This window comes from uncultured Meiothermus sp. (genome assembly GCF_937863175.1).
Lineage (GTDB): Bacteria > Deinococcota > Deinococci > Deinococcales > Thermaceae > Meiothermus.
In genome coordinates, this window is record NZ_CALMCQ010000124.1 from 23,526 (window position 1) to 42,734 (window position 19,209).

At 58.8% G+C, this 19,209-nt stretch carries 21 protein-coding genes and 2 pseudogenes; 18 read left to right on the forward strand and 5 right to left on the reverse strand.

Annotated elements, in window-relative coordinates; all coding sequences use genetic code 11:
- Window positions 1-69 precede the first annotated feature (69 nt).
- From Q0288_RS05075 to Q0288_RS05140, 14 genes and pseudogenes are all read left to right on the forward strand, one after another.
- Window positions 70-813 carry an amino acid ABC transporter ATP-binding protein gene (locus tag Q0288_RS05075; protein WP_299428133.1) on the forward strand — a complete coding sequence of 248 codons (744 nt, stop codon included), beginning with the start codon at window positions 70-72 and terminating at the stop codon, window positions 811-813.
- A gap of 129 nt (window positions 814-942) precedes the next feature.
- Window positions 943-1,149: a hypothetical protein gene (locus tag Q0288_RS05080; RefSeq protein ID WP_299428136.1), complete on the forward strand. Its 207-nt coding sequence runs from the start codon at window positions 943-945 to the stop codon at window positions 1,147-1,149.
- 410 nt (window positions 1,150-1,559) lie between these two features.
- A pseudogene (locus Q0288_RS05085) lies at window positions 1,560-1,982 on the forward strand (type I restriction-modification system subunit M N-terminal domain-containing protein); the annotation flags it as partial.
- Window positions 1,983-2,036: 54 nt separating this feature from the next.
- A complete protein-coding gene (locus Q0288_RS05090; RefSeq protein WP_299428190.1) occupies window positions 2,037-3,131 on the forward strand; it encodes an SAM-dependent methyltransferase in 1,095 nt (364 codons plus the stop codon).
- An 81-nt stretch (window positions 3,132-3,212) separates the two neighbouring features.
- Complete coding sequence (locus tag Q0288_RS05095) at window positions 3,213-4,376, forward strand: Fic family protein (protein WP_299428139.1); 1,164 nt, start codon at window positions 3,213-3,215, stop codon at window positions 4,374-4,376.
- 45 nt (window positions 4,377-4,421) lie between these two features.
- The gene (locus Q0288_RS05100) at window positions 4,422-4,790 is read left to right on the forward strand and encodes a restriction endonuclease subunit S (RefSeq protein ID WP_299428142.1); all 369 of its coding nucleotides are present in this window, start codon (window positions 4,422-4,424) and stop codon (window positions 4,788-4,790) included.
- Between the two features lie 38 nt (window positions 4,791-4,828).
- Window positions 4,829-5,656: a restriction endonuclease subunit S gene (locus tag Q0288_RS05105; protein WP_299428193.1), complete on the forward strand. Its 828-nt coding sequence runs from the start codon at window positions 4,829-4,831 to the stop codon at window positions 5,654-5,656.
- The gene (locus Q0288_RS05110) at window positions 5,656-6,780 is read left to right on the forward strand and encodes an abortive infection family protein (protein WP_299428145.1); all 1,125 of its coding nucleotides are present in this window, start codon (window positions 5,656-5,658) and stop codon (window positions 6,778-6,780) included. Before Q0288_RS05105 ends, Q0288_RS05110 begins: the two co-directional genes overlap by 1 nt.
- A gap of 252 nt (window positions 6,781-7,032) precedes the next feature.
- Window positions 7,033-7,335: a type II toxin-antitoxin system RelE/ParE family toxin gene (locus Q0288_RS05115; RefSeq protein ID WP_299428148.1), complete on the forward strand. Its 303-nt coding sequence runs from the start codon at window positions 7,033-7,035 to the stop codon at window positions 7,333-7,335.
- Window positions 7,325-8,419 carry a HigA family addiction module antitoxin gene (locus Q0288_RS05120; protein WP_299428151.1) on the forward strand — a complete coding sequence of 365 codons (1,095 nt, stop codon included), beginning with the start codon at window positions 7,325-7,327 and terminating at the stop codon, window positions 8,417-8,419. Before Q0288_RS05115 ends, Q0288_RS05120 begins: the two co-directional genes overlap by 11 nt.
- A 190-nt stretch (window positions 8,420-8,609) precedes the next feature.
- The gene (locus tag Q0288_RS05125; RefSeq protein WP_299428196.1) at window positions 8,610-8,939 is read left to right on the forward strand and encodes a DUF3800 domain-containing protein; all 330 of its coding nucleotides are present in this window, start codon (window positions 8,610-8,612) and stop codon (window positions 8,937-8,939) included.
- A 57-nt stretch (window positions 8,940-8,996) separates the two neighbouring features.
- On the forward strand, window positions 8,997-9,335 hold the full coding sequence (locus Q0288_RS05130; RefSeq protein ID WP_299428154.1) for a DUF3800 domain-containing protein: 339 nt from the start codon (window positions 8,997-8,999) through the stop codon (window positions 9,333-9,335).
- A 657-nt stretch (window positions 9,336-9,992) separates the two neighbouring features.
- On the forward strand, window positions 9,993-13,109 hold the full coding sequence (locus Q0288_RS05135) for a type I restriction endonuclease subunit R (protein WP_299428157.1): 3,117 nt from the start codon (window positions 9,993-9,995) through the stop codon (window positions 13,107-13,109).
- Between the two features lie 31 nt (window positions 13,110-13,140).
- Entirely contained in the window at window positions 13,141-13,512 is a 372-nt protein-coding gene (locus tag Q0288_RS05140; protein WP_299428160.1) for a hypothetical protein, read from the forward strand.
- A 940-nt stretch (window positions 13,513-14,452) separates the two neighbouring features.
- Here Q0288_RS05140 and Q0288_RS05145 read toward each other — a convergent pair.
- Window positions 14,453-14,989, reverse strand: coding sequence for a hypothetical protein (locus tag Q0288_RS05145; protein ID WP_299428163.1), 537 nt, complete (start codon window positions 14,987-14,989; stop codon window positions 14,453-14,455).
- 338 nt (window positions 14,990-15,327) lie between these two features.
- Here Q0288_RS05145 and Q0288_RS05150 point away from each other — a divergent pair, with 338 nt between their 5' ends.
- Window positions 15,328-15,675, forward strand: a complete 348-nt coding sequence (locus Q0288_RS05150; RefSeq protein WP_299428166.1) for a hypothetical protein — start codon at window positions 15,328-15,330, stop codon at window positions 15,673-15,675.
- A gap of 140 nt (window positions 15,676-15,815) precedes the next feature.
- Here the strand turns inward: Q0288_RS05150 and Q0288_RS05155 are convergent, their stop codons facing one another.
- Complete coding sequence (locus Q0288_RS05155; protein WP_299428169.1) at window positions 15,816-16,031, reverse strand: hypothetical protein; 216 nt, start codon at window positions 16,029-16,031, stop codon at window positions 15,816-15,818.
- A gap of 126 nt (window positions 16,032-16,157) precedes the next feature.
- Between Q0288_RS05155 and Q0288_RS05160 the strand changes: the two genes are divergently transcribed.
- The gene (locus Q0288_RS05160) at window positions 16,158-16,754 is read left to right on the forward strand and encodes an HD domain-containing protein (protein ID WP_299428172.1); all 597 of its coding nucleotides are present in this window, start codon (window positions 16,158-16,160) and stop codon (window positions 16,752-16,754) included.
- A 163-nt stretch (window positions 16,755-16,917) separates the two neighbouring features.
- Here Q0288_RS05160 and Q0288_RS05165 read toward each other — a convergent pair whose 3' ends face one another.
- The 3 genes from Q0288_RS05165 to Q0288_RS05175 form a co-directional block, all read right to left on the reverse strand.
- A complete protein-coding gene (locus Q0288_RS05165; RefSeq protein ID WP_299428175.1) occupies window positions 16,918-17,274 on the reverse strand; it encodes a hypothetical protein in 357 nt (118 codons plus the stop codon).
- 337 nt (window positions 17,275-17,611) lie between these two features.
- A complete protein-coding gene (locus tag Q0288_RS05170; protein WP_299428178.1) occupies window positions 17,612-18,538 on the reverse strand; it encodes an IS3 family transposase in 927 nt (308 codons plus the stop codon).
- Window positions 18,522-18,815: a transposase gene (locus Q0288_RS05175; protein ID WP_299428181.1), complete on the reverse strand. Its 294-nt coding sequence runs from the start codon at window positions 18,813-18,815 to the stop codon at window positions 18,522-18,524. The genes Q0288_RS05170 and Q0288_RS05175 overlap by 17 nt, the downstream gene beginning before the upstream one ends.
- A 20-nt stretch (window positions 18,816-18,835) precedes the next feature.
- Between Q0288_RS05175 and Q0288_RS05180 the strand changes: the two genes are divergently transcribed.
- Together Q0288_RS05180 and Q0288_RS05185 are read left to right on the forward strand one after the other, a co-directional pair.
- On the forward strand, window positions 18,836-19,033 hold the full coding sequence (locus Q0288_RS05180; RefSeq protein WP_299428199.1) for a helix-turn-helix transcriptional regulator: 198 nt from the start codon (window positions 18,836-18,838) through the stop codon (window positions 19,031-19,033).
- Window positions 19,023-19,209: pseudogene (locus tag Q0288_RS05185) on the forward strand (hypothetical protein); the annotation flags it as partial. The gene Q0288_RS05180 and the pseudogene Q0288_RS05185, both read left to right, overlap by 11 nt.

The window sequence follows — 19,209 nt, forward strand, 5'->3', positions numbered from 1 at the left end:
AACGCCGACCAAAGGCGCTTTTTCGGCTCTTGGCCTTCGGCTTTGGGCTTTCGGCTTGGGAGGCCATGCATGAGCTTTCTGGAAGTCAAAAACGTGGTTAAGCGCTTTGGAACCAACGAGGTATTGCGGGGCCTCAATCTAGCGGTAGAAGAGCATCAGGTGGTCTGCTTGATTGGGCCTTCGGGCTGTGGCAAGTCTACGCTGCTGCGCTGCGTGAACGGGCTGGAAGAAATCCAGGAGGGTGAGATTCGACTGCACGGCGACCGCATTACCGGGCCGGGGGTTGACCTGAACGTTCTGCGGCGGGATGTGGGCATCGTGTTTCAGAGCTTCAACCTGTTTCCGCACATGTCGGTTTTGCAGAATATTCTTCTGGCCCCTATTCAGGTGCTGCGTATGCCCGAAGCCGAGGCCAAAGCAAAAGCCATGGGGTTGCTGCGGAGGATTGGCCTCGAGCACAAGGCCCAGGCTTATCCCGACCAGCTTTCGGGCGGGCAGCAGCAGCGGGTTGCCATCGTGCGGGCGCTGGCCATGGAACCCATGCTGCTCCTGCTGGACGAGATCACCTCGGCGCTTGACCCGGAACTGGTCTCGGAGGTGCTCAATCTGCTGCGTGAGCTGGCCCACGAGGGTATGACCATGATTCTGGCGACCCACGAAATGGGTTTTGCCAGGGAAGTAGCCAGCAAAGTGTGCTTTATGCACCAGGGGGTGGTGCATGAGGAAGGCCCGCCTGAGCAGATATTTTTCAACCCCCAGCACGAGCGTACCCAGCAATTTCTGTCGAGCATCATCGAAGCCGGGCGTTTGTAGCAAGGGAAAACCCAGGTTTCCCTGGGTTTGTTGGCTCCGCGAGCAGGGCTCGAACCTGCGACCATTTGTCGAAGCACTGGCAACAGGAGTAAAGGTGGCTGGGTCTGGCAGGTTGGCGGTGTTACCAGCGTGCGTGCTGGACAGACCTCCGGTAAGACCGCCAAACCCAATGGCCCTGTTGGCATTACCAAGAACACACAACCTGCTGGTGTCGAGGCCGGCAAGGGCAACTCGCTGGCCCAGGGAGACCGGGACGCGCTAGAAAGGGGCGACCTGGCCGAATTCTGGGCCCCCCTGCTCTCTGGGCTGTGGCCGTGGCGCAGGCCCGAGCGATAGACCCCACCCTTCCCAATAAGGTGCGAGCAAGGTGCGTTACCCACCGGATTTGACCGGGAGGGTCTGCCTGTCCAGCGCGCACAAAGGGGTCGTTGCTGTAGCCCGTTCGCTCAGGGGTCAGGGCCGGCACTATCAGGTGCAAGAGGGTTCCTTTATTGGCCTGGTTCATGAGGGTTCCTTTATTGGTATGGTATATGGGGTTCCCTTTGGGTACTCCCCACCCCCGCCCTGGGCACTATCCGGGAGGCCCCCGAGGATGCCCTGAACCACGGGCCAGGCGCAAGGTGCTGGATTTGGGGCCTGGACAGTCGGGGGAGCGGTGCAAAAGGGGAAGCGCAATAGGCAGCGGCCTGGGGTAAGCGAAAACCGCTTAAGCTAACACCAGCAGCCGGGTAGACTATTAGCTAGCTATGGCTAAGGCAGTCTCGAGCCGGAAGAACAACGGGGCATCGCTGGGGTTTGAAGCCACCTTGTGGGCCGCCGCCGACAAACTGCGCGGCCACATGGACGCCGCCGAGTACAAGCACGTGGTGCTGGGCTTGATCTTCCTCAAGTACATCTCCGATGCCTTCGAGGAGCGCTAGCAGCAAGTGAGCGCCGAGTACGGCCAAGAGGCCGCCGAAGACCGCGACGAGTACACCGCCGAGGGCATCTTCTGGGTACCCAAGGAGGCGCGGTGGGGCGTGCTCCAGTCCAACGCCAGGCAGCCCGAGATCGGCAGCCGCATTGACCAGGCGATGGAAGCGCTGGAACGCGAGAACAAAACCCTCAAGGGAGTGCTGCCCAAAGGCTTCGCCCGCCCTACGCTCAACAAGGAAGTGCTGGGTGGCCTGATTGACCAGTTTTCCAACCTGGGGCTGGGCAGCGCAGAGCACCGCTCCAAGGACGTGCTGGGGCAGGTCTACGAATACTTCCTCTCCAAGTTTGCCAGCGCCGAGGGCAAGCTGGGGGGCGAGTTCTATACCCCGCAGTCGGTGGTGCGGGTGATTGTGGAGATGCTGGCCCCCTACAAGGGGAGGGTCTACGACCCCTGCTGCGGCTCAGGCGGGATGTTTGTCAGTTCGGAGAAGTTTGTCGAGGCCCACGGCGGCAGGCTGGGAGACATCAGCGTGTTTGGGCAGGAGTCCAACCCCACCACCTGGCGGCTGGCCAAGATGAACCTGGCCATCCGGGGCATCGAGGCCAACCTGGGGCCGCACAACGCCGACACCTTCCACCAGAACCTGCACCCCGACCTGCGGGCCGACTATATTCTGGCCAACCCACCTTTCAACATCTCCGACTGGGGCGGCGAGCGGCTGCGCCAGGACAAACGCTGGCAGTTCGGCGCGCCCCCGGTGGGCAACGCCAACTATGCCTGGGTGCAGCACATGGTTTATCACCTGGCGCCCAACGGAGTAGCGGGCTTCGTGCTGGCCAACGGCTCGCTGAGCAGCAACACCAGCGGCGAGGGCGAGATTCGCAAAGCGATTATCGAGGCCGACCTGGTGGACTGCATCGTGGCCCTGCCGGGGCAGCTTTTCTACACCACCCAGATCCCGGTAAGCCTGTGGTTTATCGCCAAGAACAAGAAGAACGGGCGCGGCATGGAGGGCAAGATACTGCGCAACCGCAGCGGCCAGACCCTTTTTATTGATGCCCGCAAGCTGGGCTATATGGAGACCCGGGTCAACCGCAACCTGAGCGACTCGGAGATCGCCCGCATTGCCAGCACCTACCACAACTGGCGTGGCGACGGCGCGGGGGAGTACGCAGACGTAGCGGGCTTCTGCAAGAGCGCCACAACCGAAGAGATAAAGGGGCACGGCTACGTGCTGACCCCTGGGCGGTATGTGGGGGCAGAGGCGGTGGAGGACGACGGCGAGCCCTTCGACCAGAAGATGCAGCGGCTGACCAAGACCCTGAACGAGCAGTTCGCCTTGGGGGCGAAGCTCGAGGCCCAAATCCGAGAGAACCTGCGGAGGCTGGGCTATGGGGAATAAAGGCTTATTAAGCGATAAGCTGTTATGCTTTAATAGCGGTCGGCTATATTCAACGTTGTTTGAATAAGGAGTTACCCCTTCATGCACAGAGGAACGACTGGGCGCTACACGGTCACGAGCACAACAGGCGAGGTGGTGCGGGCTTTCATTCCCAACCCTCTCCCCCCGGTTCCGCCTCTCGAGTTCACCCCCGCCCGCCAGCACCTACTAGAGCGCGCCCACCTGGCCCTGGGCCGCCTCGACAGCATCACCCTGCTGCTCCCCGAGCCCAACGTTTTCCTCTACGCCTACGTGCGCCGGGAGGCGGTGCTCTCCTCGCAAATCGAAGGCACCCAGTCCTCGCTCTCCGACCTGCTGCTCTTCGAGCTGGAGGACGCGCCGGGCGTGCCCTTCGAGGACGTGGTGGAGGTGTCGAACTACGTAGCAGCCCTCGAGCACGGCATGGCTCGCCTCGAAGAAGGCTTCCCCCTGTCGAGCCGCCTGATTCGGGAGATGCACGAGGTACTGCTCTCGAGGGGGCGGGGCAGCGGCAAATCCCCCGGCGAGTTCCGCCGCAGCCAGAACTGGATCGGGGGCACCCGCCCCGGCAACGCCCACTTCGTTCCCCCGCCCCCCCCGGATGTGCAGGAGTGTATGTCGGCCCTCGAGCGCTTCATCCACGACGAGCAGGCCCCCTACCCCACCCTGGTCAAGGCCGCGCTGGCCCACGTCCAGTTCGAGACCATCCATCCCTTCCTGGACGGCAACGGGCGCATCGGGCGGCTGCTGATTGCCTTCATCTTGAGCCAGGGTGCGGTGCTCTCTCGCCCCATGCTTTACCTGAGCCTCTACCTAAAGCGGTATCGCAGCGAGTATTACCGCCTGCTGGACCTGGTGCGACAAAAGGGCGACTGGGAGACCTGGGTAGATTTCTTTCTCGAGGGCGTGGAGCAGACCGCCAACAACGCTGTGCAGACCGCCCAGCGCCTGGTGGGGTTGTTCAAAGAGGACAGCACCCGGATTCAAACCCTGGGCCGCCAGACCGCCACGGCCCTGCGGGTGTTCGACGTGCTACGCGAACGCCCGCTGCTGAGCGTGGGCGAAGTAACCCACCGCACGGGCTTGAGCTTCCCCACCGCCACGAAGGGAATCGGTGCCCTGGAAAGCCTGGGCATCGTGGAGGAAATCACCGGCCAGCGCCGCAACCGGGTGTTCGCCTACCGCCGCTACCTAGCCACCCTGAACGAAGGAACCGAGCCGTTATGAGCGAACCAAAAACACCAACCGGAGAAAACCTGCGGAGGCTGGGCTATGGGGATTGAGTGGCGGGAACAGCTTCTCGGCGAAGTTGCTACTTTGCAAAGAGGTTTTGATCTGCCGACCCAGGAGCGTAAATCTGGCTCTGTGCCGATAGTGTCATCTTCTGGGCCAAGTGATACTCACTCCGAAGCTCGAGTGAGTGGGCCGGGCGTGGTGACTGGACGATACGGCACGATAGGCCAAGTGTTCTACATCGAACAAGACTACTGGCCCTTGAACACCACCCTCTGGGTAAAAGACTTTCACGGCAACTTGCCTCGGTACATTTACTACCTTTTGCAGACAATCGATTTTCACCAGTTCAACGACAAAAGTAGTGTTCCTGGAGTCAACCGCAATCACGTAAAGCTCATAAGGTAAAAGTTCCGCCCCTCGAGACCCAACGCGCCATCGCCCACATCCTCGGCACGCTGGACGACAAGATAGACCTGAACCGGCGGATGAGTGAGACGCTCGAGGCCATCGCCAAAGCCCTCTTCAAGTCGTGGTTCGTGGACTTCGACCCCGTGCGGGCTAAGCAGGGGGGCAGGCAGCCAGAAGGCATGTACGCAGAGACGGCGGCCCTGTGTCCCGATGGGTTTGAGGATTCGGAGTTGGGGGAGGTGCCTCGAGGGTGGACGGTGAGCCAGATTGGCCTCGAGGTTGATGTTGTCGGTGGCAGCACACCCAGCACCAAAGAACCCAGCTTTTGGGATGGTCATATTCACTGGGTAACGCCCAAGGATTTATCGGCACTTTCTAACCCGATTTTGCTCGACACAGAGCGGAAGATAACCGAGCTAGGACTTGCTGAAATTGGTTCTGGTTTGCTGCCTGTAGGTACTGTGTTGATGTCCTCGAGAGCGCCCATCGGATACCTGGCAGTCAGCCAGATACCTGTCGCCACTAACCAGGGCTTCATCTCGATGAAATGCACCAGGCAGCTGTCCAGTTGGTACGTCCTGCACTGGGCCGAGCACAACATGGAAGCCATCAAGGGCCGGGCAAACGGAACGACGTTCCTCGAGGTCAGCAAGGCAAATTTCAGGACGTTGCCTATTCTCGTGCCGGACGCGGGAAGTCTCCGGGCTTTCGAGACTTTCGCTGGAGGCATATACGCTCGCGTGGTTGCCAACCTCGAGGAGTCCCGCACCCTTGTCGCACTGCGGGATGCGCTATTGCCTAGGCTGCTATCTGGGGATTTGGGCACTGGAAATGTAGCTGAAGCGTATCGGGAGGTGACCTAATGGCTGATCTGGATTCGTTGGCGGTCAACTTTACCCGTGCTAAAGAGCGATGGCCCAACGCACCTACGCTTGCTCAGTATCACAAAGCGCTCTCAGCATGTTTCTTAGCCAACGACCACGGGCTAGTTGAACACGTCAAATCCTTCATTGAGAGCGTCTGCATAACAATCTTGGGTGAGTTTCGCCAACCTATGCCCTCGAATCAGCCATCAACCACTGAATTGCTTGTCGCAGCTCTACGCCCTCTCGGCTTACAGAACACTAGGGGGGCAAGCAAACTCGACAAAGTGCTTTCCGCCTTCAATAAGCTTACGGATGCGTTGTCTGATATGCGGAACGATTTAGGCCCAGTAGCGCATGGAAAAGACGCGTTTCTGGACGCGATTAGTGCCGATCATGCTCGGACGTTTCTTCACGCGGGGGATGCAATCCTCGGCATCCTTTTAAATGCCTTTGATGGGAAAGAACCTAACCTTGAGGTCACGCGGGAGCCGTACACAAGTTTCCCAACTTACAATGACCTGATAGATCAAGCCGTTTCGGTTCAGGCAGCAACCGAGGAGGACGAAGGTAAATCAACCATTGTACTATCTTTTGCTGTAGGTAGGCCCGATGAGGCCATGCAAATTCGGATTGAGCCTAGTCGTTTACTGTACGGTATTGATCGTTCTGCATACGTCGAAATGCTTGAGGAAGCTAAGTCCATCAAGATTATGCCTGAGGAAATTCGGCCCGATGATGCCACAGTAAAAATAGTGGAAAAGTTTCAGTTCCCAAGTTTTAAGCTAGTGCCTGAAGTGACTTCTACGTACAACGGCCGTCTAGCCCCGCTCAGACCCAAGTTGAATGTGTTCTTACTGTCCGAAGGGTTAGACACTAGCGCTACAATTTCCGATGGTGCCCACATCGTTGACTCGCTACTGGCGACTGTTGACGAGAACATGGGCGTTGATTGGAGAACAAGAGCGACGCTTCAATCAAGATTGAAGGTTTCTAGTAAAAGAGTCTTCCTGAGGTTCGGTCAGAAAACAGAGCAGGCCGAGCATTTATCAAAAAGACTGCTCGATTGGCTGAGTGTTCACGTTCCTGATGATGAGGTTCTTTCCGATGCAGGAGCAAAGTGATGTCAACATTCGACGAAAACAATGCCGGACAAGCCACCCTTGAGTAGAAATGTTATCTGGCTGCTCTCGGTGGAGTCGAGCGTTACGGGCATAAATAGGCTTGTCAGTTTTCACCCCAAGGGTGTATATATATTACAATGATTTCTAGGAAATGCGATATTATCGTATTTAGAGGCCGTTTCTTCACGCCAGGGTTGAAGGCGGGGCTCTGTGTAGGGATGGCGCGGGGTTGTGACCGGTTGGGAGGGGCGGTTGCAGGTTAGGTTCCGCGACAAAAAGCTCGAGAGGTGTTTTCTTGAGCACAAAAAGGCGACTCGTGAGTTTGGGGAGCAGGTGGCGCGCCGGTTCATTCAGCGGGTGGATATTCTTCAGAATGCACCCGACTACGACACTCTTATGAAACTGCCCGGGCTCCGCTGCCATCCGCTTAAGGGAAAGCGGGCCGGTCAGTGGGCTATCACACTTGTAGACCGGTGGCGGCTAATCTTTACGTTCAAGGATGACACAAGAACCATAGTGCAGATAGAGGAGGTGAGCAACCACTATGATGACTGAAGCGGCTCTACAGTCTGACCTTGCCATCCCGCCTGGCGAGTACATCTCAGAGGTGCTCGAGGAGTACGGGATGAGCCAAGCCGAGCTGGCCCGCCGCATGGGGAGACCCGCTCAGGCCGTGAATGAGATAGTTAAGGGTGACAAAGCTATCACCCCCGACACCGCCTTACAACTTGAGAAGGCGCTGGGGCTGCCCGCCGCGCTATGGCTGGGCCTCGAGAGTCAATACCAGCTCACCAAGGCCCGCCAGACAGAGGGAGCGGACTCGATGCTCGAGGTCGGTCTGGTGGACGAGTTCCCCTACCGCGAGATGGTGAAGCTCAGGTGGGTTACGCCAGCCCGGAAGCCCGCCGATAAGGTGCTTGCGCTTAGAGGCTATCTCGGTGTCTCTTCGCTTGGGTCGGTTCAAAACGTCCACGCTTACAACTTGGCCTTCCGCAAAAAGGGCAAGGCATCCCCCTACGCGGTAGCAGCTTGGCTGCGGCATGCCGAACTCGAGGCCATCAAAACCCCTACCGCACCGTTCAGTTTAGGCCGACTAAAGGCTCTCCTGCCCGAAATCAGGGCACTAACCGCACTCGAACCCGAAGTCTTTTTGCCCAAACTTTACGACTTACTGGCCTCGTGTGGGGTTGCACTCGTTATCCAGCCCCACCTGCCCAAGACCTACGCCCACGGTGCTGTCTTCTGGGTGGGCGACAAGGCCGTGCTGGTGGTGACGATTCGCGGGAAGTGGGCTGACATCTTCTGGTTTACCCTTTTCCACGAGATAGGACATTTAGTCTTGCATGGCAAGAAGTCCATCCTCGAGGAAGATAACAGCGACGACCCTGAGTTTACCCGACTCGAGGAGGAAGCGAATTGCTTCTCTAGAAATACCCTGATCGCACCAGGCGATTACGAAAGCTTCATCTGGAAAAACAGCTTTACCTATGCAGACGTGAGCACGTTTGCTCGGCATATTGGCGTTCATGCCGGGATTGTGGTTGGGCGATTGCAGTACGATAAACACCTCCCACCCACACACCTGCATTCATTGCGCCAACAGTACATCTGGAAAACCAACGCCTCCAAAGAGGATTGAAACGGGGACAAAACGATTGATGACCCAACGCAAATTCAACCCGGCGGTACGATACTAATTCCGTGAGCGCATTCAGCAAGAACACCGTCGAGCAAGCTATCCTTCAAGATTCGTTTTTGCCCAGGCTGCTGTCGGGGGAGTTGTCGGTTTCGGAAGTAGGGCAACTGGCGGAGGCTAGCGCGTGAAGATCATGTACCTCGACGAGTCGGGCGACCACAGCCTGACCAAGATTGACCCGTCCTACCCGGTGTTTGTGTTGGGGGGCGTGATTGTTGATCAGGACTACGCCAGCAGTGTTATTCAGCCGGAGCTAGACCAGCTGAAGCGGGATTTATTCGGCACTGAGAGCCTAATTTTGCACACGGCAGACATAAGCCGCAACCGCAACGGTTTTGAGCGCGTGAAAGACAGCATTTTTGGAGCCGAGTTCTTCGAGAGACTAAATGAGGTCATGCAGCGCTGGGAGTATCAAGTGGTGGCTTGTGCGATTCGTAAGGATCACCACCTGTCGAGGTATTAGAATGACGCCCTTGACCCGTACATGCTTAGTCTGAATGTTTTGGTAGAGCGTTTCTGTATGGAGATCGGCGACCAACCCTCGGGTGGGCTGATGATGGTAGAGGCGAGGGGCCGCCCACTCGATGCCCAGCTCCGGCTGGCGTGGGCTAACCTTCAGGTTGCCGGTACACACTTTATGCGTGCCGCACAGATCAAGCGGCGAATCGCAGGTTTGAAGATCCACCGAAAAAACGAGAACATAGCCGGACTACAACTCGCAGACTTGGTTGTCAGCCCGATAGGCCGCCATGTGTTGGGCAAGAACACACGCAGAGATTTTGAAATCGTCGAATCCAAATTCCGGCGGTATCGGGGGAGTTATAAGGGAGCGGGCTTGGTGGTTTTGCCCAAACAATGAAGCCGAGACCCGCTACGCAGTTCTCGGCTTATGGTTAGAGCTTAGCAGAGCAGCTATTAATTAGTTAGTATAAAAATCACATTCTTATTAGGTAACGTCTTGTGAGACATTACGCGTCACCCACTTCTTTATACTTCTGGTTGGCTTCAGATAACGCGAGCAGCTTGTCACAGAGGCAGCTCAAGCACAATGTACACCCAAACGACATTCTCATTTGCTGTGTAAAGTGTGAGTACGATATTTGACATATACTTCAGCTATGGCGTTTGATCGAACATTGCCGGGCTACAACTCGCAGACTTGATTGTGACCCGTCATGTGTGGGGTAAGCACGCACAGAGATTTTGAAATCGTCGCATCGAAATTCAGGCGGCATCAGGGCAGCTATCAGGGGCGGGCCTGGTGGTTTTGCCAAAACAATAACGCCGAGACCCGCTACGCAGTTCTCGGCCAATGAGCACAATGTAGCATGGCAAGAGCAGACCTGCGAGTGCGAAATCACGTTCCGACCGCTGCAATGCCTCCAGACAAGGGTCGCCCCCAAATGTCGCTCGCTTCGACACATGGCTTAGATGTGTATATTATGAGACAGAATTTCGACACATACCATTGCACTAAACCTTGAATTTTGCGAGTGGTTTGTACGATGGATATACCGTGAACGCCTTCAGCGAGAACACTGTCGAGCAGGCCACCCTCGAGTGGCTCCGCAGCATGGGCTACGAGTACCAGTTCGGCCCCAGCATCGCCCCCGAAGAACCCAAGGCCGAGCGCGAGAGCTACCGCCAGGTGCTGCTGTTGGGCAGGCTGCGCGATGCGCTGGTTCGTCTCAATCCGGGCCTGCCCCAGGCCGCGCTGGACGAGGCCATCCGCAAAATCGGCACCCTGGAACACCCCAGCCTGATGCAGAACAACCGGGCTTTCCACAGGATGCTCACCGACGGCCTGGAGGTGGAGATACTCTGGGAAGGCCAGCCCAGGGGGTACCGGGTGCAACTGCTGGATTATGCCAGCCCGGACAACAACAACTGGCTGGCGGTGAACCAGTTCACCATCCAGGAGGGCCCGGTCGAGCGCCGCCCGGACGTGCTGGTCTTCTTGAACGGCATCCCGGTGGCCATCTTTGAACTCAAAAACCTCAAGGACGAGCGGGCCACGGTTGGCAAAGCCTACGACCAGCTCCAGACCTATGCGCAGCAAATTCCCCGTCTGTTCGTCTACAACGTCTTGCAGGTGATCTCGGACGGCCTTGCGGCCCGGCTGGGCTGCCTGGGGGCCGATTTTGAGCGCTTCCTGGCCTGGAAGACCGTCACCGGCCAGGAGGTGCTGAGCGAGTCGCTGGAGACCCTGACCAAGGGGGTGTTTGACCGGGCGCGGCTGCTGCAACTGATCCGGCACTTCGTGACCTTCGAGGACGACACCAGAAACATCAGCAAAAAGCTTGCGGCCTACCACCAGTTCCACGCGGTGCAGAAAGCGCTGGACTCGGTGAAGGCGGCCAGCCAGGGCAGCGCCGAAGAGGGGAAACGCGGGCGTGGAGGGGTAATCTGGCACACCCAGGGCTCGGGCAAGAGCCTGACCATGACCTTTTTCGCGGGCAGGCTGGTGCTCGAGCCCGCCCTGCAAAACCCCACCATCGTGGTCATCACCGACCGCAACGACCTGGATGACCAGCTCTTCGACACCTTCTCCTACAGCGCCCAGTTGCTGCGCCAGCAGCCGGTGCAGGCCGAGAGCCGCGCCCATCTGCGAAAGCTGCTGGCGGTGCAGTCGGGCGGGGTGGTCTTTACCACCATCCAGAAGTTTTTGCCCGAGGAGCGCGGCGACAAGTTTCCTACCCTGTCCGAGCGGTCCAACGTGGTGGTGCTGGTGGACGAGGCCCACCGCACCCAGTACGGTTTCGCCGCCAGGGTGGACGAACTGGGGCGCACCGCCTACGGCTTCGCCCGCAACCTGCGCGATGCCCTTCCCAACGCGACTTATGTGGGCTTTACCGGAACCCCCATCGAGTTCGGCGACGTGCGCAACACCCGGGCGGTCTTCGGCGACTACATTGATATCTACGATATTGAGCGGGCCATTGCCGACAACGCTACCCGACCCATTTTCTACGAGAGCCGCCTGGCCCGGCTGAGCCTCGAGGAGGCCGAGAAGCCTAAGCTCGACCAGCAGTTCGAAGAGGTCACCGAGAACGAAGAACGCGAGAGCCGGGAGAGGCTTAAGAGCAGATGGGCACAGCTCGAGGCCCTGGTGGGTACCCCCAAACGCATCGGGCAGATCGCCGACGACCTGGTCAGGCATTTCGAGCAACGCCAGACGGCCCTCAAGGGCAAGGGCATGATCGTCTGCATGAGCCGCCGCATCTGTGTGGACCTGTACAACGCCCTGACCCAGCGCCGCCCCCAGTGGCACCACCCCGCCGACGACAAGGGCTTTCTCAAGGTGGTGATGACCGGCTCGGCCAGCGACCCCGCTGCCTGGCAGGCTCACATCCGCTCAAAGGCCCGCACCAAAGAGATCGCCAGGCGCTTCCGCGACCCCGGGTCCGACTTTGGACTGGTCATCGTGCGCGACATGTGGCTCACCGGCCTCGACGTGCCCAGTCTGCATACCATGTACCTTGACAAGCCCATGCAGGGCCACAACCTGATGCAGGCCATCGCCCGGGTCAACCGGGTCTTCAAGGACAAGCCCGGCGGCCTGGTGGTGGACTACATCGGCATCGCCAGCAGCCTGCGCGAGGCCCTGGCGGTCTACACCCAGAGCGGCGGACAGGGCCAGCCAGTGCTGGATCAAGACCTGGCGCTACGGGCCTTCGAGGACAGGCTCTCGGTCTGCCGGGGCCTCTTTCACGGCTTCGATTACACCGACTTTTTGGAGGGCACGCCGGCCGAGAAGCTCGAGGTTCTGCGAGACGCTCAGGACTTTATTCTCGACCCTAAGGTTCTGGACGGGCGGGAGCGCTTCCTCAAGGCCGCCACCGAGCTTGCCCAGGCTTTCGCGCTGATTGCCGCCACCGACGAGGGCGCCAGAGCCCAGGACGAGGTGGCGTTCTTTCTCACGGTCAGGGCCGCCCTTGCCAAGCCCACTGAGAGCCAGAAGCAGCAGGCCCGGGCCGACCTGGGGGCGGCCATCCAGCAGCTGATAGACAAAGCCATCGCCCCTACCGGGGTCATAGACATCTTCGAGGCTGCTGGACTGCAAAAACCCGATATCTCGATCCTGTCCGAGAGCTTCCTGGCCGAGGTGCGCCAGATGCCCCAGCGCAACCTGGCGGTGGAGATGCTCGAGCGGCTGCTGAGCGACGAGATCCGGCTCAGGTCGAAAAAGAACCTGATTGAGTCCAGGGCCTTCTCCGAAAAGCTCCTGGCTGCCCTTGCCAAGTACCAGAACCGCGCCATCGAGACTGCCCAGGTGATCGAGGAACTGATCGCCCTGGCCCGCGAGATGCGGGAGTCGCGCAGCCGGGGCGAGAGGCTGGGGCTGAGCGAGGACGAGATAGCCTTTTACGACGCGCTGGAGGTCAACGACTCGGCGGTACAGGTCATGGGCGACGAGGCCCTGAAGACGATCGCCCGCGAGCTGGCCGAGACGGTGCGCAAGAACACCACCATTGACTGGTCGGTGCGCGAGCAGGTGCGGGCCAATCTGCGCCGGCTGGTCAAGCGGGTGCTGCGCAAGCACGGCTACCCGCCCGACAGGCAGGAGAAGGCGGCTCGGGTGGTGCTCGAGCAGGCCGAACTGCTGGTCAAGGCCGAGGCAGAGGAGACATAAGGGGGCGCGGCGGGCCTACCTCTTGCCCCTGTTGCGCCCGCCAGCTGCTGTCTCTCGCGCCCCAAAACCATCCGCTAGGGCGGCCAGCACCCTCGAGCGCGGCGATGTGATCGGGATGCAGGGCATGAGGGGTGCGGCCACCGCACCCCACGTGGATATGGAGTTCTGGAAAGGTGGAAACCGCCTCGAAAACATGGGGGATTTTCTGAAGTTCTACATGCAGGACAAAGAAAAACCAGGAGCCAGCCTCCCACAGTCGCAACAGCAGACCATGCGGGTGGTGGAACATGTGGGGTTGGACAACATCCAGGTGCGCGGCCTAGATCAGGCGCGGGCGCAGGAAGTCAAGAAGGCCGCCGTGGAGATGGTGAGGGCAATTGTGCCCAACTACAAAGGCACCTGAAGCCCGGACAAGGAACATCAGCACCGCTTCAGGAGCGGTGCTGATGTTTTTGAACAAGGGAAGCAGAGCAATCCTACTAGGGTGGATGAAAGGAGATCATTTATGCCCCGCTTTCTGGCATTTCTAATTGCCCTTTTGTTGAGCACTTCTGCGATTGCCCAGCTTCGACTGGCGGGCTACATCCCGACCGCTCGCTCCGAAATGTTCGGTGTGAATCTATACCCCACCGCCCACGCCTACCCAGCAAATCATAAGGTTCACCGCACCCTGACTGGCGTTATGAGGATAGGTCTTGAGCAGGTCGGAGGCGGACGGTGTTTGGGGGGAATGGAGCTGCGGTTGTGGCAGGCACCGCAGCCCGTTGATTCCTTGTTGAGGTTCCTCAGTGCCTTGGAGTCACAGGGGTATCGCATGACTGACTTCTCTGATGGGTTGCCGCCAAACCAATTAACCTACCTACTTCAGAGGCGCGATCAGAGCTTCGTAGTGTTCTTCAGTGTGGGCAACCAGAATGTCCTCTACACCGCTTGCAAGGTGTCCTCAGCCGCCACAGCGGCCCCGACCCTCCCCGACCGCCCTAACGCCCCGCCGTTGCACGTTCAGCGCTGCTGGGTATCACCCTTCCCCGGTTCGCCACCGCCTACGTGCCTGATAGCGTGGAGTTTATAGAGGCCCGTGCAAGTTTTTTCGAGACTCTCCAGCGCAACAACTATGCCGAGTGCCTGAGTAACAGCGAGTTCAGGCTATGGGAGGACATCCGGGATGGGGGACAGTTACGCACAACACTGGTCGCGGCGATCCGGGGAGCCGGATACGTTCTCGAGGGGGTTCTGGCCCCAGACGCGCTTCACGTATTCACGAAGGGTTCAAGGCTATTCGTTGTGCAGATTACTGCCACTCCAACTCGCGTTGCTTTGGCAGCCTGCGAAGTGCGCTGACCCTACACCCCAAAATCGAAATCGAGCCGTTGTGGGTTCATCAACTCCCGCCTTAGCCGCTCCGCTGCCAAAGCGGCCTGTTCAGGCGGAAAAGTCTCGAGCGCGATCCTCCAGGTCACTCCGAAGAAGAGCAGGAACTGCTGCTTGGCCTTCTCGTTCGACATCCGGTCTTTGATCTCGGCGCGGGTGCGCTCCATCTTGATGATCTCGGTCGCGTAGTCCAAGACCTGATCGCCTCCCCTAACAACCTCCCTGAGCCAGCGGTGCAGCGCGTGGACGTGGGGGCGCAGGGCGCGAACGTCTATGCCGTCCCCATCAAAGAGGGAGCGCTCGAGTTCGGCATCCAGCGGGGCCAGCAGCTCACCCAGGCTTTTCCCGCCCATCGCCGCCACCCAGCGGTTCAGGGCCACTTCGAGGCTGCTCTTGGCTACGGCTAACTCGTCGTCGGTGGCGTGGTTGTCCTTGAGAGCTTCGTGGATGCGGTCAATCAGGGTGAAGGGGCTGTCGTACTCTATGCCCGAGTAAAGACGGTGCTTCACGGAGGCAGTGGTGGGGTCTTGGCGCTTGCCCTCCCGTACTCGCTTGGGGTAGCCCGCTCCGTGCGTGGAGCAAACCCGGAGGCCCTTCACGGCGGGCTTTTTACACTGCTCCCCAGAGCCGTGCGCCCTAGCCTGGCAGCGGGCAGGATGGCCCCTGAGATGATTGCAGAAAGGCTCGAGGCGGTCGTCTATGCCTTCCATACCTACACCCTAGCACTAACGTCCATAGGGCTCCCCAGACACCCCCTTCCCTTTGTCCTATCCTCCAATACCTCACCCAAGGTATGCCCCACCCCACGCTGTGTATGCCCTACCCCTATGCCGTGTAGGGTGGAATCATGGACAAGAAACAACGGCAGGTCGAGGCCCAAGTAGCAAGTGAAATCCGCCGGATCATCAAGGTGCAAGGCAGGACGCAGGTAGGCCTCTCGAGAGCCCTCAAGGTGGGCGACAAGCAGGTCACCACCTACCTATCGGGTGGGCGAGGGCTGCTCACGGGAACCGCCAGAAGGATGCTGGCTGCACTGCGGGTCAGGGTACGCCTCGAGCCTATTCCTCCCACCTGTGGTGACTGCGCCTTCTTCAACTCCAAACTCCATCGTTGCAAGCACTCCAGCCACGGCAACAAGGTCGTGCCGACCTACCAGGACACGCCAGGCTGTCCGAGTTGGGAGATGCTCGAGTAGGGTAGCGTTTCAAACGCTACCCATCCCCACCTCAGCCCTTGTCGGGGAAAATGAAGTTGTCGCAAACTCCGACAGCTTCGGCATATGCGTTGGTGCGGGCGAACTTCACGACCTCGACGCTGTTTCATAAACCCCGCGTTTCAAAAGCGAGGTGTCCAAGTCACGGTCATATGCCGCACCCCCACCCCACGCAGGGTGTAGTATTGAGGTGTCCCCAACAGGCCAAAATCCAGTACCCCAAAAGCGACTCCCCTTCCGAAGGGAGCCGAAGGAGGATTCATGCTCACACAGAAATACAGCCAAGCCCTCGAGTACACCTTCAACTGTCTGGTATTGTCCAGGGACAGGCTGTGCATCCCAAGAACCTCGGGGGGAGCGGACGTGGCCTCAGGGCGATGTCATGTACGATGTAGCTGTGCAGCGCTGTCCAGCTCGCAGTTATTGTGCCGCAGGATGTAGATTTGCCCGGAGGTGATGGATAGGTGGAAACCCCTCAGCTTGGAACCCGTTTCAGGGAAGCCCTGGCATACGCAGCTACGGTGCATAACGGCCAGCGCAAAAAAGGAACCAGCATTCCCTACGTGTCGCACCTGCTGGCGGTTTGCGCCATCGTCTTGGAGCACGGTGGCGACGAGGAGGAGGCAGTTGCGGCCCTCCTTCATGACACCCTGGAGGATCACCCGGAGCTGGTCACCCGAGAGGACCTTCGCCAGCGTTTTGGAGAGCGGGTCGTCAGGATTATCGAGGGCTGTACCGACACGCCGCCGAACTATCATGGGGGTGCGAAACCTCCCTGGCACGAGCGCAAGAGGCAGTCCGTCGAGCACATCCGGCAGCAGGGCTCGGAGTTCGCACGGGTGGCTCTTGCCGATAAGCTCCATAATGCACGGGCCATCCTGGCCGACTACAGGCGGATCGGCGATGAACTATGGTTGCGGTTCAACGCGGGCAAGGAAGACCAGTTGTGGTACTACCGGGAGTTGGTTGGCGCCTTCAGGGAGGCGCAGGCTCCGATCCGAATGGTGGAGGAGTTCAACGATGTGGTGTCTGAGCTCGAGCGACTGGCAGGAGCGGCATAACCGACCGCTAATCACTTAACCCAGAACGAGAGTCCGGCTAATGCCAGAGAGGTAACAACCACGACCAAACAATGGTCGGTGAAATCGCGTACACTGCTCTGCTCTCTCCGCTACCGCCACTACGCCATCCGAAGTGCGCTACTGACAAATCTCCCAAATCGCCTTACTGCACTAGGTTGGCAGGCCCCATGTCGGGGTCAACCAGCCGGTAGGGGCTTTCATCGTCTGGCCAGTAACTTTCGCCGTCATACACCTCACCGTATTGCACTTTGGCGGCGTAGTGATGCAAGGCGGCCTCGAACATACCGCTCTCAGACGGATACAATCCTGCCAACCGTCGGCGGGTTTCTGGCTCATCGCTACCCCCCAGGAAATAGAGGGCGCGATTCTGGGCATAGAAACGCCGTAACAGCCGCTTGATAAACCACCAGAATGGCCCAAACGCCCGGTAAGAAGCAGGGTCGTTTTCCAGTAGCTGCACTACTCCTCGTAACTGCTCGGGTCGAATCTCCATAGTCATGCCTGATGGGCGTACTCCTCTCCATATTACCAGTGGCAATCATCACCAGCGAGGCTTTGTCATCATGTAGCAGTTTTAGGTTGGCGAAGCTCTAATCCCTGTCCGCCATGCCCCGATTGTCGGTGACAGTGATATTTTTCCCGACTCCCAGGATTGTCAGCAATGGCTCTAAGGTAAGTCTTAGGGACTTGCAATATAAGTCGTGAAGACTTATACTCAGTCCCAAGGGCTTATAGCTGTGTATGCTTCGGAGATGAGACGAGTGGAAGCCCAACTGCTGGAGCAGATCGAGCGGGTCATGCGAATCAAGGGGAAAACCCTAAGGTGGACCCCTCTGTCAAGACAAGATTCGGGCCTGGTCTAAGCGACACTCCCTCCCTTCCATTAGCATTGCATGAGTCTTGGTTTGGACGTTCTGGCTGACCGGCTGGGTTGAACCAAAGTGCACCTCCGCAGGGGTCTGATACTCGAGTGACTGATGCAGCCGCTCCTGGTTGTAGAACTCCAGATAGCAGCTGATACCGCCTCTGGCTTGTTTTGGTGTTTGGTAGTCGTGCAGGTAGACCTCCTCGTATTTCAGAGTGCGCCACAGCCTTTCGGTAAAGATGTTGTCACTGGCTCGTCCCTTGCCGTCCATGCTGACCCTGACCCCGGCGCGGTGAAGGAGCTGGAGATAGCTGGGACTGGTGAACTGACTGCCCTGGTCGCTATTTAAGATGTCGGGCCTGGCTTGTACAAAGGCCCGTGCCACCGCCTCCAGCACAAATCCCAGTTCGAGGCTGTCGTCTAGTTCCCAACTGACCACGTACCGGGAGAACCAGTCCATGATGGCCACCAGATAGAGCCAGCCCCTGGCTAAGCGGATATACGTGATGTCTATCCCCCAGACCTGATTAGGAAGGGTGATGGCTAGACCTCGTAACAGGTAGGGGTAGACCTGATGATCGCTGCGGCGTTTGCTCAGGTTTGGACCCGGATGAATCCCCTGGATGCCCATCTCCCGCATGTGCCGCTGGACAGTCTTGCGGCCCAGGTGCCAGCCTTCTCGGCGCAAGCTCGCGGTGATCCGCCTGGAACCGTAGAAGGGACAACGGGTGTAGAGTTCGTCGATGCGGTGTTTCAGGGCGATCTCCTCAGTCGACGGCGCAAGCGGGCAGTAGTAGAGCCCTGAGCGGTTCAGGTTCAACAGTTCCGCTTGCTTCGTGATAGGCATGGTCTCATCCTCCCAGTCGAGTAGGGCCAGGCGTTCAGCTCTGGTCATCATAGAGACCTTTTTTTTTGAGCCAAGCCAGTTGCGTGCTCAGCCGGCCGATCTCGGTGTAGAGCTCTTCGATCTTTTGCTCATAGGCTGCTTGGGCTGCTTTAGCATCCTTATCCCGGTCGAACAGCTGCGGCAACCCCTCAAGGGCAGCTTTCTTCCAGCGGTGCAGCATACTGGGGTGTACCCCGTAAGCAGAGACCAGCTCCGAAACGGTCTTTTCTTCCCTGAGTAGCTCCAGGACCACCTGCGCTTTGAAACTGGCTGAGTGGTTCTTTCTCATCTTCTATAGTCGCTTAGAGCCTGCGGTTTTCGTGTCCAGTTTATGGGGTCCACTATACCCAGTCCGACTTTGCGCGCAAGAAGGGAGTGAAGCGGCAGACGGTGAGCCAATACTTTACCGGTAGGAAGGGGCTGCTCACCAACACCGGGAAGGACTTGCTCGAGTTTCTCGAGGTGGAGATTCGCTTGGTAGCCAGGGGGGAAAAGGATGCCCAATAAGAAAGGTACCCGCAAGGCGCAAGGCGAAGGCCACATCCGCCGCCGTGCGGATGGAAGGTATGAAGCCCAGGTGGCCCTGGGCTACTACAACGGCAAGCGGGTGCGGAAGAGTATCTACGGCAAGTCCGAAGCCGAGGTCGTGAAAAAGAAAACCGCGCTGCTTGCACTGCACGGCT